This is a genomic window from Xanthobacter pseudotagetidis (genome assembly GCF_043194795.2).
GTDB classification, from domain to species: domain Bacteria; phylum Pseudomonadota; class Alphaproteobacteria; order Rhizobiales; family Xanthobacteraceae; genus Xanthobacter; species Xanthobacter tagetidis_A.
Genome location: NZ_CM195534.1, coordinates 1948607 through 1962129 on the forward strand (window position 1 = coordinate 1948607; position 13523 = coordinate 1962129).

Below are 13523 nucleotides of genomic sequence, written 5' to 3' on the forward strand. Positions count from 1 at the left end.
ACTCCCCGAGCGGATCACCCGGTCAGGGCGTCGATGCGCGCGGTGGCCATGCGCATGCGCGCGGCCAGCAGGACAGCGAGATTGCGGATGATGCGGCGGGCCGCCGCCGGATGGCTTCGCGAGAACGCCTCGAAGGCGTCGGCGCCCACTTCCAGGCACAGGACCTCGGTCTCGCTCCAGACGTCGGCGCTGCGCGGCTGGTCGATCAGGGCCAGCTCGCCGAAGGCGGTTCCGGGAATCATGGTGGTGATGCGGACGCCGGTCATGGAGCGCGCGCTGACCATGCCGCGCAGCAGGAAGTAGACCTTGGGCGTCGGCTCGACAGCCGAAACGATGCGCGTCCCGGCCTCGAACGCCACGCGGGTGCCGAGCCTGGCGAAGGCGGTGACGTCGTCCTGCGACAGGCCGTCGAGCAGCGCCTGGCCGGAAAGGTCCGCCTCCCCGGCGCCGCGTGCGAAGCCGCCGTGGCGATAGACCACCTGGTCCTCCGCCCACTCCACCGCGGCGTCGTAGGTGGGGAAGGCGCGCACCTTGACGCCCGCCTGCGCCAGCTGGCGCATGCGCGGTCCCACCTGGGACAGGCCGTCGACGCCCGCCAGCACCACCGTGGTGGTGGCGGGGATCTGGCTCTCGATCATCTGCGTGAACAGCCGCATGCCCGCATCGGTGATGGTGGCGACGCGGCGCAGGTTGAGGATCAGGAAGTCGGGCAGCTGCGCCGGGTCGGCGAGGCGGCGGGTGACATAGTCCATGGTGGCGAAGGAGAGCTTGCCGGCCAGCTCCACCACCCGGATCGCGCCCGACCGGTCGTCGAGGATGCGCTGCTCGCCGGCGCGCCGTCCGGGCTTGGCGGGCACGGTGCGGAAGTCGTAGTCGGCCACGAGACAGGCGCGCACGTCGTCCTGGCGCGAGAGCATGTGCAGGTCGAACGCCTCGGACATGGCCTCGCAGGTGCGGATGCCACGCACGCTGTTGCCGTGCTGGTCGAGGCGCGGCGAGAAGGTGCCGAGGCCGAGCTGGGAGGGCAGGGCGGCGAGGATGCCGCCGCCGACCCCGCTCTTGGCCGGTACGCCCACGCGGTAGATCCATTCGCCGGCGAAGTCGTACATGCCGGAGGAGCTCATCACCGCCAGCGTGCGCGCCACCGCATAGCCTGAGAAAACCCGCTCGCCGGTGAGCGGGTTCACGCCCTGGTTGGCGAGGCTGGCGCCCATCACGGCGAGGTCGCGCGCGGTGACCAGCACCGAGCACTGGCGGAAATAGATGTCCAGCAGGCGGTCCACGTCGCCGGCGATGCCGCCATAGGTGCGCAGCAGATAGGCGATGGCGCGGTTGCGGTCGCCGGTGGTGCGCTCGGACTGGAAGACGGCCTCGTCCACGTCCAGCCGGCGTCCGGCGAGGCGGCTCAGCGTGGCGCGGATCAGCTCGAAGGTGCCATCGCCCTCGGCTGCGGCGATCAGGCCGCAGCAGGCGATGGCGCCGGTGTTCACCATGGCGTTGAAGGGGCGGTTGTCGGGCCGCAGGCGGATGGAGTTGAACGCCTCGCCGCTGGGCTCGACGCCGATGGAGGCTTCCACCTTGTCCGGCCCCAGCAGGTCGAGCGCCAGCGCGAACACGCCGGCCTTGGAGATCGACTGGATGGTGAAGGGAATGTCGGTATCGCCCGCCTCGTAGACGTAGCCGTCGATGGTGGCGACCGCGATGCCGAAATGATCCGGATCCGCCTTGCCCAATTCGGGGATGTACTGCGCCACCTCGCCGGAATGGTCGTCGGCAAAGTCGCGCTGGCAGCGCCGCAGATAGGCAAGCAGCGGCGTCTCGGCGGGTGGGGCGGGAGAGGCGGCATCCGGCTTCGGCAAGGACGGGCTCCGGCAATCGGGGGCGCGAAAGCCGAGCCTATAGCGTTTTGGCGGGCGAGGGATATATCCGCCGCCGCGGCGCCGTCAGGCGATGAGCAGTTCCCGCTCCGGCGCCCGCAGCACCCGCGGGGCGTGGCGCAGGAACGCGTCGGCGAGCGGCGAGGCGGGGTCGCGGTCGGAGGTCACGAGCCCCACCGGCTGGGTGCGCACCGGGTCCACCAGCGCGAGCACGTGGAGCCGCTCCTGGGCGCTCAGCGCCGGCACATGGCTCGCCGGCAGGATGCCGCCCCAGGGGCCGGAGCGGATCACGGTCCACACGCCCTCGAAGGAATTGACCTCGATGCGCGGCTCGCAGGCGATGCCGGCCTCGGCGAATATCTGGTCGACGATGCGCCGGTGCTGCATGTCGCGCGTCAGAAGGCACAGCGGGCGCCGCGCCGCCTCCGACCAGGTGAGATGATCGCGGCCCTCGAACCACGGCGTGCAGGTGACGAAGACGTAGCTCTCTTCATAGAGCGGCCGGGCGCGCACCCGCGCCAGCGGTTCGGCGTGCAGATAGGTGACACCGGCCTCGATCTCCATCTCATCCAGCGAGCGCTGGATCGCCGCCGAGGGCATGGACTTGACCTGCACCCTGACCTTGGGGTGGCGCTCGCAGAAGGCGTTCACCAGCGTCGGCAGGGAGGGCAGGGCGCCGGGAATGGCGCCGATGCGCAGCACCCCCGACAGGCCGCCGCCGGGGTCGGAGAGCTCCTGGCGCAGCCCCTCGAAGTCGGCGACCATGCGCTGGGCCCAGATCAGCGCCCGCTCGCCGTCCAGGGTCAGGCCCTCGTACCGGTGGCTGCGGACCACCAGCGCGCGGCCCAGCTCTTCCTCCAGCTTGCGGATGCCGGTGGACAGCGCCGGCTGGGACACGGCGCAGGCGCGCGCCGCCCGGCCGAAATGCCGCTCGCGGGCGACGGCGACGAGATATTCGAGCTGGCGGATCAGCATGGCGACCTCCTGGGTGAAGATACGTTATTTTAATTCGGGAATAACGACAAGAGGGCCTCCCGTTTGCTAGAGTGCTTCAAAAGCGGGCCTGCGGGTGGCCCGCTATTCGCGGGCACTATCCATGGCATCCTTGAGCGTGCGCATCGACCTGGGTCCCGAATTCAGAATCGGCCCCGGCAAGATCGAGCTGCTGGAGAAGATCGCGGCGTTCGGCTCGATCTCGGCGGCCGGGCGCGCCATGGACATGTCGTACCGCCGGGCCTGGGAACTGGTGGAGGAGCTCAACGGCACCTTCGAGAGCCCGGTGGTCTCCGCCCAGACCGGCGGCAAGCGCGGCGGCGGCGCGGTTCTGACCCCGTTCGGCCTGTCCCTGGTGGCCCGCTACAGGGCCATCGAGAGCGCCGCGACCCAGGCCGCAGCGGCCCATCTCGACGCCCTGCAGAGCGAACTGGCCGCCAAGCCCACCGCTGCCGAATAGCCGTTCGGATATAGCGATTTCCGCCAAGAATTGGCAGGCTGCGGGCTAATTTCCTGCCGACACCTTGACAGGTCGGGGGGTGTTCGGTGCATCGTTATGCTCATGTGAATATCACGTTGGGCTGCGCCGTGGTCTCCTCTCCGGTCCTCTCCCCGGTTCTGCTGGGCCATTTCGCCGAGCGGGCGGGAATCCTGCCCTCGCCGCGCAAGGTGCTCGACCTGTCGGACGGGGCCGGGGACCGGGCCGGCGGCGCGCGGCGCGAGCGTCTGTGGGAGCTGTCCTCCAATCTCCACTGCTCGGTCATCGGCACCTGCCTGTCCACCGCGGACCTGCGCCAGTTCTTCGTCAAGCTGAAGGACCCGCTCGCCAAGACCGCTTCCGAGCACGAGATCCACTCCCTCGCCGTAGCCGGCGCCGGTCGGCGCGATCTGCCGGGCAAGCTGCTGCACAAGCTGCTCGACAAGAAGCACGAGACCCACGTGCGCCGCTTCTCCAAGGCGTCGACCTTGGAGGAGGTGCGCGCGCTGTGGCGTGACAGCGTCGAGAAGGGCGAGGTGCCGGGCGCCTACTGGGCGACGCTGACCCATCCTGCGACCGACCAGGCGCTGGCGCGCGAGGCCTTCTGCGAGGTGCACATGCTCTCGCATCTCATGGGGCAGTCCAACCGCGCCGACATCAAGCGCCTGCGGACGCTGGAGGCTGAGCTCGGCGCCCGGGACGAGAAGATCGCCCGCCAGGAGCAGCGCCTCGCCCAGATGGCCGCCGCGCAGGCGGCGCTCGCGCGCGAGGCGGCGCAGCTCAGGGCGGACCTGCGGCACGCTTTGGAGCAGAGCCACGCGGCGCCTGTCGAGCCGGACGGCGAGGCGGGCGAGGCGCTGCGGCGCCGGCTCGGCGACGAGCAGGCGCGCTCCGCGGCCCTGGCCGAGCGGCTCGTGGCGCGGGACGCCGCGCTCGGCGAGAGCGCGCGCCGCATCGCCGTCCTGGAGCGGGAGGCGGAGGACCTGTGCCGCGAGGTGGAGGCGCTGGAGGGCGCGCTCGCCTCCGCCGCCGAGCCCGCGGCCGCGCCGGACCACCCGCTCGGGCTTTCCGGGCTGCGTTTCCTCTATGTGGGCGGCCGGCCCAAGCAGCTCGACCAGTTGCGCGCCTTTGCCGACAAGGCCGGCGGGGTTCTGCTCACCCATGACGGCGGCATGGAGGAGACGGTCACGCTCCTGCCGGGCCTGGTCAGCCAGGCCGACATCGCCTTCTTCCCGGTGGACTGCGTCAGCCACCTGGCCTCGTCCCAGGTCAAGCGCCTGTGCCGGGAGGCAGGGAAGCCTTTCATTCCGCTGCGGACATCGGGCCTCGCGAGCTTCGCCGCCGCGCTCGACGCTTTGGCCGCGCAAGGCGCGGTGGCGGCGCAATGAGCACCCCGGCCGCCCCGCGCGCCCGCGCTCCGTCCATGGGGACCGGGGCGGCGGCGGCGCCGCTGTTCGACGCGGAAAGCGACGTCGCCGCGCTGGTCTACGGTCGGGACGAGGCGCCGGACGCGATCCTGACCGCATTCGCGCGCGACCTCGGCGCGCGCGGCGTCGACGCGGTGGGCGTGGTGCAGGGCCGCAGGACCGCCCGCGGCCGGGCCTCCGGACTGATGCTGATCCCGGAAGGCCGCGAGCTCGAGGTGACGGATTGCGGCGCGCGCCACGCGCCCGACTGGCGCGACACCCTGGGCCGCATCGAGGGATCGCTGCTGGAGGCGGCGCACCGCCGCCCCGACCTCCTCATCCTCAACCGCTTCGGCGCGGCGGAGCGGGCGGGTGGTGGCCTCATCGCCGTGATCTGCGCCGCGGTGGAGCGGGACGTGCCGGTGCTGTTGCCGGTGCCCGCCGCCCATTTTCCGGACTGGCTGCGCTTCACCGAAGGCCTGTGCGTGCGGCTCGCCTGCTCGCGCGCCAGCCTGGACGCGTGGTGGAGCGGGCTGCGGCCGCCCTCGGCCCGCGCTCCCTCCCGGCGCTTCTGCGAGAGCGGGAAATAGGCGCTCAGGCCGCCTCCAGGGTGATGAGAAGGCCCACATGGTCGGAGATCCGCCGGCCCGTCCCCCCGACATTGGCCAGCGGCACCACGCTGCGGCAGCGCAGGCCGGCGCCGAACGCCAGATGGTCGATAGCCGGCGCGGAAAGCCCGGCGATCGCGCCCGCCGTCGCCACCGGGAATCGTGGCGCCAGCACTCCGTTCAGCCGCTCGGATACGGCATATGGTGCGGATCGCCGCGGGATCGCCTGGTTGAAGTCGCCGAGCAGGAGGTTCGGCGCGGTCCCGGCGGATCCGGAAAGGAGCGCTTCGAGCCCGTCCAGGTAGCGCATGTGCTCCTGCCAGGGCTTGCTGTCCCGGCGCCCGGTCGCCACCTGCGCCATGCGCCAGGGGATGCAGACGCCGATCACGTCCAGCGGGCCGAGCGGCGTCTGCGTCCGCCCGCGCACGAAACGGCCGGGCGGGAGCGTGGAACGGCCGATCCCGTCCACCCCGGTCCAGGGCGACCGGCTCCACAGCATCACCTTCCGGCGTCCCGGCTTGGACGGGCCGCCGAAATCGGCCTCGCCGGCGATCAAATGCGGGACCGGCAGAATATCGAGATTGGCCTCGGTCAGGCAGACGAGGTCCGCATCGCAGTCGGCCATGATGGCGCGGGCGGCGGTGCCGCCGGGCGTTCCGGCCCGCTGCCACTCAAGATTCCACAAAAGGACTTTCAGCGTGGCCATGATGCCCGTCCCGATCGTCGTTGCGCTCCACTTCCAACCCAGGCGCCGGCGCTGCGGCACCGCGGCCCCGCCGCAGGGGAAATCTGGACGTGGGCGGCAAAATCGCTAAGTTCCCGCGGCCCGGGGGTCGACACCCGCGGGCGCGCCAGACCGTGCCGATCGAGCCGTGCCGATCGAAACCGTGCGAAGCCGACCGCGGCTTGCCGCACGGGCGCCTCCGGTCCGCGCCGTCACCGCCGAAGGACGCCGAGCCCGTGAACCACAGCCAAACCCAGATGCCGCAGCTCTCGCTGGCCAAGGACAAGATCAAGGTCCTGCTGCTGGAGGGCGTGAACGACAGCGCCGTCGAGCTGATGAAGGCCGCGGGCTACACCAACCTCACGCGCCTTCCCAAGGCGCTCGACGGCGCGGCGCTGCGCGAGGCCATCAAGGGCGTCCACATCCTCGGCATCCGCTCGCGCACCCACATCACGGCGCCGGTGCTGGAGGCGGCCGACCGGCTGATCGCCATCGGCTGCTTCAGCGTCGGCACCAACCAGGTGGACATCGACGCCACCCGCGCCCACGGCATCCCGGTGTTCAACGCCCCGTTCTCCAACACCCGCAGCGTCGCCGAGCTGGTGATCGGCGAGATCGTCATGCTGCTGCGCCGCATCCCCGAGCGCTCGCGCGCGGCGCACGAGGGCAGGTGGGACAAGTCCGCCACCAACAGCCTGGAGGTGCGCGGCAAGACGCTCGGCATCGTCGGCTACGGCAATATCGGCTCGCAGCTCTCGAACCTCGCCGAGGCCATGGGCATGCGGGTGATCTTCCACGACCTCACCGACAAGCTGCGCCACGGCAATACCGAGCCCGTGAACAGCCTGCGCGAGCTGCTCGCCCAGTCGGACGTGGTGAGCATGCACGTGCCCGAGACCCCCGCCACCCACGGCATGATCGGGCGCGAGGAGATCGCCGCCATGAAGCCCGGCGCCTACTTCATCAACAACAGCCGCGGCACGGTGGTGGACCTCGACGCGCTGGCCGAGGCGCTGCGCGAGCGCCGGCTGCGCGGCGCGGCGGTGGACGTGTTCCCGGTGGAGCCGAGCGCCAATGGCGAGCGCTTCGTCACCCCGCTCCAGGGCCTCGACAACGTCATCCTCACGCCGCACATCGGCGGCTCCACCGAGGAGGCGCAGGAGCGCATCGGCGCCGAGGTGGCGCGCAAGCTGGTGGACTATTCGGACACCGGCTCCACCGTCGGCGCGGTGAACTTCCCCCAGGTGCAGCTGCCGGCGCGCCCGCTGGGCACGCGCTTCATCCAGGTGCAGCGCAACCTGCCGGGCATGCTGGGGCGCCTGAACGAGGTGCTGGCGCGCCACCACGTGAACATCGCCGCGCAGTACTACGAGACCGCCGCGGACATCGGCTACGTGGTGCTCGACGCCGACGCTTCCGCCGCCGACAGCCAGCGCGTGCTGGAGGACATCCGCGCGCTGGAGGGCACCATCCGCGCCCGCCTGCTCTACGAATACAAGATCTGAAGCCCGGTGGCGCCCATCGCCACCGGCATGATCCCGCCGCGTCTCGCCGAGCCCGTGCCCGGCTTGCCTCGGCTCCATTGAGGAGGTGCCGAAATGGCCGCGCTCGACATCGCCCATCTGCGCTCCTGGATCGGCCGCGAGGAGCGGGTGAGCGACCTCGTCACCGCGCGCGGCGTGCGCGAGATGCGCGCCACCCTCGACATGCCGCCGGGAGAGCCCATGCCGGGCGACGAGGCGCCGCTCGCCGCGCAATGGTGCCTCGCGCCGCCCGCCGTGCCCAATTCCGGCCTCGGGCCGGACGGCCATCCGGCGCGTGGCGGCTTCCTGCCGCCGGTGCCGCTGCCGCGCCGCATGTGGGCCGGCGGCGCGCTCGTCTTCCACGACGCGCTGCGGGTGGGCGACACCGTGGAGCGGCGCTCCACCATCGCGGACGTGGCGGTGAAGGAGGGGCGTACGGGGACCCTGTGCTTCGTCACCGTGGAGCACCGCTACGCCACCGGGCGCGGCCTTGCGGTGGAGGAGCGGCAGGACGTGGTCTATCGCGGCGCCGACGCGCCGGCCGGCGGCTCCGGTGGCGGCGGCGCGCCGCGTGCGGCCGAGCACAGCGAGGCCGTCGTGCCGACGCCGATGCTGCTGTTCCGCTACTCCGCCATCACCTTCAACGGCCACCGCATCCATTACGACCGCGATTATTGCCTCCGCGAGGAGGGCTATCCCGGCCTCATCGTCCACGGGCCGCTGCAGGCGACGCTGCTCGCGGGCTTCGCCGCCCGGCTGCTGGGCCGGCGGCCGGCGCGCTTCTCGTTCCGATCGGTGCGCCCGATCTTCGACGGGCCGCCCATGACGCTCAACGCCGCCGCGGGGGCCGATGATGGCCTGGAGCTGTGGACCGCCGACCACGAGGGCCGTCCGGCCATGCTGGCGGAGGCGGGCTGACGGGGCAGGCGAGGGCGGGCACGGTGATGGCTGGGCGGCGCCTCCGCACGCTTTCTGTTGCGTTGCAGCACCGCTTGCTCTAGCAACCGAGCCCTCTTTCCCGCCCCCGCATGATGCAAGGAGGTCCCGTGACCGCCTGCGGCCTCGATTTCGGCACCTCCAACACCACGCTCGGCTTCGTCGGCGCCGACGGCCCGCGCCTTGCGCCGCTGGAGGCGGGGGCGGACACGCTGCCGAGCGCCATCTTCTTCCCGCGCACCGGCGCCCCGCTGGTGGGGCGCGCCGCCATGGCGGCCTATGTGGGCGGCGAGCAGGGGCGGCTGATGCGGGCTCTCAAGTCGGTGCTCGGCACGGCGCTCATCGACGAGACCACGCCGGTGGGCCGCCAGCGGCTCGGCTTCAAGGCGGTGATCGCGGCATTCCTCGCCACGGTGAAGGCGCGCGGCGCCGAGGCCGCCGGCACCGCGCTCGACCAGGTGGTGCTCGGCCGGCCGGTGCATTTCGTCGACGGCGACACGGCGGGCGACGCGCGGGCCGAGCGCGTGCTGGGCGAGATCGCCCGCGACATCGGCTTTTCCGACATCTCGTTCCAGTTCGAGCCTATCGCCGCCAGCCTCGACTATGAGCGGCAGGTGGCGGGCGAGGAGCTGGCGCTGATCGCCGACATCGGCGGCGGCACCTCGGACTTCTCCATCGTGCGCATCGATCGCGGGCATCAGGACCGCGCCGACCGCGCATCCGACATCCTGGCGAACGAGGGCGTGCGCGTCGGCGGCACGGATTTCGACCGGCAGCTGTCCCTGTCCATGGTGATGCCGCTGCTCGGCCATGGCAGCGCGCTGAAGCGCCGGGGCCTTTCCATGCCGGTCGGCCTCTACCAGGACCTCGCCACCTGGTCCGCCATCAACCGCCTCTATGACGGCAAGACCGCCCGCGCCATCCGCGAGCTGGAGCGCGAGGCGGCGCAGCCCGACCTGGTCGGGCGCCTCGCGCGGGCGGTGGAGGACGAGCGCGGCCACGCTCTGGCGCTCGATGTCGAGGCGGCGAAGATCCGCGTCGCCGAGGCGGGCGCGACGCGGCTCGATCTCGCGGTGCTGGAGGCGGGCCTCTCGGTGGGCATCGCCCACGAGGACCTCGTGCGCCACACCGGCCTTCTGGCGGGCCGCATCGCCGCGCGCATCGGCGCCTGCCTCACGGCGGCGGGCCTCGAGGCCGACGCCATCGACGCGCTGTTCCTCACCGGCGGCTCGACCCGCCTCGCCCATGTGCGCGCCGCCATCTGCGCCTGCGTGCCGAAGGCGCGGGTGATCGAGGGCGATACCTTCGGCTCGGTCGGCACGGGGCTCGCCATCGAGGCGCAGCGGCGCTACGGGTGAGCGGGACCAAACCTATCGGGATCACATGATGACCAGCGGCAACGACGATTATGTCTATGACGAGGCCACCGGCGAGTGGCTGAGCCCCGGCGAGGCGGCGCAGAAGGCGGCGCCGGCCGGCGTGGAGGTGCGCGATTCGGTCGGCAACCTGCTGGCTGACGGCGACAGCGTCGCCCTCATCAAGGACCTTACCGTCAAGGGCGCCAACCAGACCCTGAAGCGCGGCACGGTCATCAAGTCGATCCGCCTCACCGGCGACGCCCAGGAGATCGACTGCCGCCATCCCGGCATCAAGGGCCTGGTGCTGCGCGCGGAATTCGTGCGCAAGGTGTGAGGCGGCAGATCGCCGGCAGGCGGTCGGCAGGCGGGGGGCAGAGCGGCATGGTGAAGCGTTTCGTCTGGATCGCCCGCTGGATCGCCTCGCTGGTCCTGGTGGCGCTGGTCACGGTGTTCGTGGTGCGGGCGGTGGATTCCCAGCGCGGCGACCCGTTGGAGCTCTGGCACACAACGGAGCCGAAGGAGCTGAGCCGGGCCGAGCTCGACCGCGCGAGCTTCGCCGACTATCTCGCCGCCGAGGACCGCCTGTTCGCCGAGGTGCGGCGCGAGGTCACGGACAGGCTGCCGCCGCGCGCCCGCGTGCCCTATGACCGCTACTATGCGGACAGCCCGATCTTCCCGGCCCGCTTCGCCCAGGACTTCAACCGCTCGTTCGTGATCGAGCCGGAAGGGCCGGCGCGGGGCGTCGCCGTGCTCCTGCACGGGCTGACCGATTCTCCCTACAGCCTCAGGCACTTGGCGCGGCGCTACGCGGCGCTGGGGTTCGTCGCCATCTCGATCCGCCTGCCGGGCCACGGCACCGTTCCCGGCGGCCTCATCGGCGTCGACCATGACGACTGGCGCGCCGCCACCCGCCTTGCGGTGCGCGAGGCGAAGCGGCGGGTGCCGGACGGGCCGTTCCACCTCGTCGGCTATTCCAACGGCGGCGCGCTGGCGCTGATGCACGCGCTCGACGCGCTGGACGACCCGGCGCTGGGACGGCCAGACAAGATCGTCCTGGTCTCGCCCATGGTGGGGGTGACGGCGTTCGCCCGCTTCGCCGGCGTCGCCGGCTGGCCCGCCATCTTCCCGGCCTTCGCCAAGGCCGCCTGGCTCTCCATCATCCCGGAGTTCAATCCCTTCAAGTACAATTCCTTCCCGGTGCACGCCGCGCGCCAGTCCTGGCTCCTGACCCAGGCGCTGTCGGAGAACATGCGCCGGCACCTGAAGGACGGGGTCCTCGCGGGACTGCCGCCGGTCCTGACGTTCCAGTCCGTCCTGGACCACACGGTGAGCACGCGGGCGGTGATCGAGCAGCTCCATCGGCGCCTGCCGGACAACCGCAGCGAGCTGGTGCTGTTCGACATCAACCGCGACACCGCCTTCGAGCAGCTCCTCACCGCCCGCGCCGACACCGCGCTCGACCGCCTGCTGCCGCCGGCGCCGCGCCCGTTCCGGGTGGCGGTGGTGGCGAACGCCGCCGCCGACACCGCGCAGGCCGAGGTGCGGGAGACGCCGGCCCATGCCACCGAGGAGGTGCGGCGCACGCTCGGCGCCGCCTATCCGCGCGACGTCTATTCGCTCTCGCACGTGGCGGTGCCGTTCCCGCTCGGCGACGGGCTCTACGGCCTCGATCCCGATCCGGCCGACGACTTCGGCATCCGCCTCGGCAACATCGCCGCGCGCGGCGAATATGGCGCCCTGGTGGTGAACATGGACATGCTGGTGCGCATGTCCTCCAACCCGTTCTTCCCCTATCTGCTGGAGCGGATCGAGGCGGGCGTCGCCGCCCCTGCGCCGCGCTGACGGCGCGGCCGGCTCAGGCGCGCGCCTTCGCCCGCAGGGCCGAGATGGTGAGGCGGGTGGAGACGATCTCCGGATCGACAGCAAGCTCGATCAGCGCCGCCCGCCCGGAGGCGCGCGCGCGGTCGAGCGCGGGGGCGAACTCCTCGGTCCGCGCCACGCGCTCGGCATGGGCGCCCATGGCGGCGGCCATGGCGGCGAAGTCCGGATTGACGAGGTCGGTGCCGATCACCCGGCCCGGATGCTCGCGCTCCTGGTGCATGCGGATGGTGCCGTAGGTGGCATTGTTGAACAGCAGCACGATGGGCCTCGCGCCGTGCTGCACGGCGGTGGCGATCTCCTGCCCGCTCATCATGAAGCCGCCGTCGCCGACGCAGCTCACCACCATCCGCTCGGGATGGAGGATCGCCGCGGCGACCCCCGCCGGCACCGAATAGCCCATGGCGCCGCTGGTGGGGCCGATCTGCCGCCCCGGCCGGCCGAAGGGCAGGAAGCGCTGCGGCCAGCCGGTATGGTTGCCGGCGTCCAGCGTGACGATGCCGTCGCGCCCGAGGCGCTCGGCCAGCGCCGCCATGCAGGCCGGCAGGTCGAGATCGCCCGGCGGATGGGTGGGGCGCAGCGTCTCCAGATAGCCCTCGCGCAAGCGCGCGCGCCAGCCGGCCCAGCGCTCCGGCGCGAACCAGCGCCGGCCGCCGAGCGCCAGCGCCATGGCCTCGGCGGTGGCGGCCACCGCGAGGTCCGGGGCGTAGACGCGGCCCAGCTCGTCCGGATCGGCATGGACATGGACCAGCACCTGACGCGGCGCGGGGCTCTCCATCACCGTATAGCCCTGGGTGGTCATCTCGCCGAGGCGGGCGCCGACAACGAGCAGCAGGTCCGCTTCCTTCACGAACCGCACCAGGGCAGGGGGGCCGGAGGTGCCGAGGTCGCCGGCGAAGCTCTCCGAGCGGTGGTCGAAGGCGTCCTGGCGGCGGAAGGAGGTGGCCACCGGCAGGCCGTTCGCCTCGGCGAAGGCGCGCATAGCGGCGGCGCCGGCGTCGCTCCAGCCGGGACCGCCGACCAGGACCAGCGGCCGCTCGGCCTTGTCGAGAAGCGCGCGCAGCTTCTCCAGCGCCGCTTCCGGCGGCGGCGCCGGCTCCACCGGACGCCAGGGGGCGGCGTCGGGGGTGTCGGCGGCCTCGGTCAGCATGTCCTCGGGCAGAGCGAGCACCACCGGGCCGGGCCGGCCGGAGGTGGCGACGCGGAACGCGCGCGCCATGTACTCGGGGATGCGGGCGGTGACGTCGATCTGCGCCGCCCACTTGGCCACCGGGCCGAACATCTGCCGGTAGTCGATCTCCTGGAACGCCTCGCGGTCCATCATGTCGCGCCCGACCTGCCCGATCAGCAGGATCATCGGTGTCGAATCCTGGAACGCGGTGTGCACGCCCACCGCCGCCTGGCAGGCGCCGGGCCCGCGCGTGACCATGGCGATGCCGGGCCGGCCGGTGAGCTTGCCGTAGGCCTCCGCCATGTTGGCGGCGCCGGCCTCATGGCGGGCATTGACCAGCCGGAAGCGGTCGCGCGCGTCGAACAGCGCGTCCAGCACCTCGAGATAGCTCTCGCCGGGCACGCAGAAGGCGGTGTCGGCGCCGTGGATCAGAAGCTGGTCGACAAGGATGCGCCCGCCGGTGCGGGCATTGGGCTTGGGCGTCATGGGCGCGATCCTGCCCGAGAAGATTTGGCCCGCGCAAGGGCGGCCGGAGCGGGGCGGGTGATTTCAACCGCCGCGTTCCGAAACG

General features: G+C 72.1%; 12 protein-coding genes. 8 read left to right on the top strand and 4 right to left on the bottom strand.

Annotated features, from left to right (window positions below; all coding sequences use genetic code 11):
• Positions 1-14: 14 nt before the first annotated feature.
• On the bottom strand, positions 15-1859 hold the full coding sequence (gene glsA, locus V5F67_RS08995) for a glutaminase A (protein WP_394018941.1): 1845 nt from the start codon (positions 1857-1859) through the stop codon (positions 15-17).
• Positions 1860-1943: 84 nt separating this feature from the next.
• The gene (locus V5F67_RS09000; protein WP_394018943.1) at positions 1944-2852 is read right to left on the bottom strand and encodes a LysR family transcriptional regulator; all 909 of its coding nucleotides are present in this window, start codon (positions 2850-2852) and stop codon (positions 1944-1946) included.
• Positions 2853-2973: 121 nt separating this feature from the next.
• Between V5F67_RS09000 and V5F67_RS09005 the strand changes: the two genes are divergently transcribed.
• The 3 genes from V5F67_RS09005 (at position 2974) to V5F67_RS09015 (ending at position 5344) form a co-directional block, all read left to right on the top strand.
• Entirely contained in the window at positions 2974-3330 is a 357-nt protein-coding gene (locus V5F67_RS09005; RefSeq protein WP_394018945.1) for a winged helix-turn-helix domain-containing protein, read from the top strand.
• A gap of 104 nt (positions 3331-3434) precedes the next feature.
• Positions 3435-4736, top strand: coding sequence for a DUF2325 domain-containing protein (locus V5F67_RS09010; protein WP_394018947.1), 1302 nt, complete (start codon positions 3435-3437; stop codon positions 4734-4736).
• Positions 4733-5344: a DUF2478 domain-containing protein gene (locus V5F67_RS09015; protein ID WP_394018949.1), complete on the top strand. Its 612-nt coding sequence runs from the start codon at positions 4733-4735 to the stop codon at positions 5342-5344. The genes V5F67_RS09010 and V5F67_RS09015 overlap by 4 nt, the downstream gene beginning before the upstream one ends.
• Positions 5345-5348: 4 nt before the next feature.
• On the opposite strand, the gene V5F67_RS09020 is transcribed toward V5F67_RS09015, so the two are convergent.
• Positions 5349-6128, bottom strand: a complete 780-nt coding sequence (locus V5F67_RS09020) for an endonuclease/exonuclease/phosphatase family protein (protein WP_394018951.1) — start codon at positions 6126-6128, stop codon at positions 5349-5351.
• Between the two features lie 215 nt (positions 6129-6343).
• Here V5F67_RS09020 and serA point away from each other — a divergent pair, with 215 nt between their 5' ends.
• From serA to V5F67_RS09045, 5 genes are all read left to right on the top strand, one after another.
• A complete protein-coding gene (serA, locus tag V5F67_RS09025; protein WP_394019246.1) occupies positions 6344-7591 on the top strand; it encodes a phosphoglycerate dehydrogenase in 1248 nt (415 codons plus the stop codon).
• 93 nt (positions 7592-7684) lie between these two features.
• Positions 7685-8527, top strand: a complete 843-nt coding sequence (locus V5F67_RS09030) for an HTD2 family dehydratase (RefSeq protein WP_394018953.1) — start codon at positions 7685-7687, stop codon at positions 8525-8527.
• Positions 8528-8655: 128 nt separating this feature from the next.
• Positions 8656-9903, top strand: a complete 1248-nt coding sequence (locus V5F67_RS09035) for an Hsp70 family protein (RefSeq protein ID WP_394018955.1) — start codon at positions 8656-8658, stop codon at positions 9901-9903.
• A gap of 28 nt (positions 9904-9931) precedes the next feature.
• The gene (locus V5F67_RS09040) at positions 9932-10237 is read left to right on the top strand and encodes an alkylphosphonate utilization protein (protein WP_394019248.1); all 306 of its coding nucleotides are present in this window, start codon (positions 9932-9934) and stop codon (positions 10235-10237) included.
• A 47-nt stretch (positions 10238-10284) separates the two neighbouring features.
• Positions 10285-11745: an alpha/beta hydrolase gene (locus V5F67_RS09045; protein WP_394018957.1), complete on the top strand. Its 1461-nt coding sequence runs from the start codon at positions 10285-10287 to the stop codon at positions 11743-11745.
• A 13-nt stretch (positions 11746-11758) separates the two neighbouring features.
• Here the strand turns inward: V5F67_RS09045 and V5F67_RS09050 are convergent, their stop codons facing one another.
• Positions 11759-13438: a thiamine pyrophosphate-binding protein gene (locus tag V5F67_RS09050; RefSeq protein WP_394018959.1), complete on the bottom strand. Its 1680-nt coding sequence runs from the start codon at positions 13436-13438 to the stop codon at positions 11759-11761.
• Between the last annotated feature and the right edge of the window lie 85 nt (positions 13439-13523).

Excerpts from the sequence above, each read along its gene's own strand:
- V5F67_RS09000 (WP_394018943.1), bottom strand. The coding sequence starts at position 2,852 with ATGCTGATCCGCCAGCTCGAATATCTCGTCGCCGTCGCCCGCGAGCGG.
- V5F67_RS09005 (WP_394018945.1), top strand. The coding sequence starts at position 2,974 with ATGGCATCCTTGAGCGTGCGCATCGACCTGGGTCCCGAATTCAGAATC.
- V5F67_RS09015 (WP_394018949.1), top strand. The coding sequence starts at position 4,733 with ATGAGCACCCCGGCCGCCCCGCGCGCCCGCGCTCCGTCCATGGGGACC.
- serA (WP_394019246.1), top strand. The coding sequence starts at position 6,344 with ATGCCGCAGCTCTCGCTGGCCAAGGACAAGATCAAGGTCCTGCTGCTG.
- V5F67_RS09030 (WP_394018953.1), top strand. The coding sequence starts at position 7,685 with ATGGCCGCGCTCGACATCGCCCATCTGCGCTCCTGGATCGGCCGCGAG.
- V5F67_RS09040 (WP_394019248.1), top strand. The coding sequence starts at position 9,932 with ATGACCAGCGGCAACGACGATTATGTCTATGACGAGGCCACCGGCGAG.
- V5F67_RS09045 (WP_394018957.1), top strand. The coding sequence starts at position 10,285 with ATGGTGAAGCGTTTCGTCTGGATCGCCCGCTGGATCGCCTCGCTGGTC.
- V5F67_RS09050 (WP_394018959.1), bottom strand. The coding sequence starts at position 13,438 with ATGACGCCCAAGCCCAATGCCCGCACCGGCGGGCGCATCCTTGTCGAC.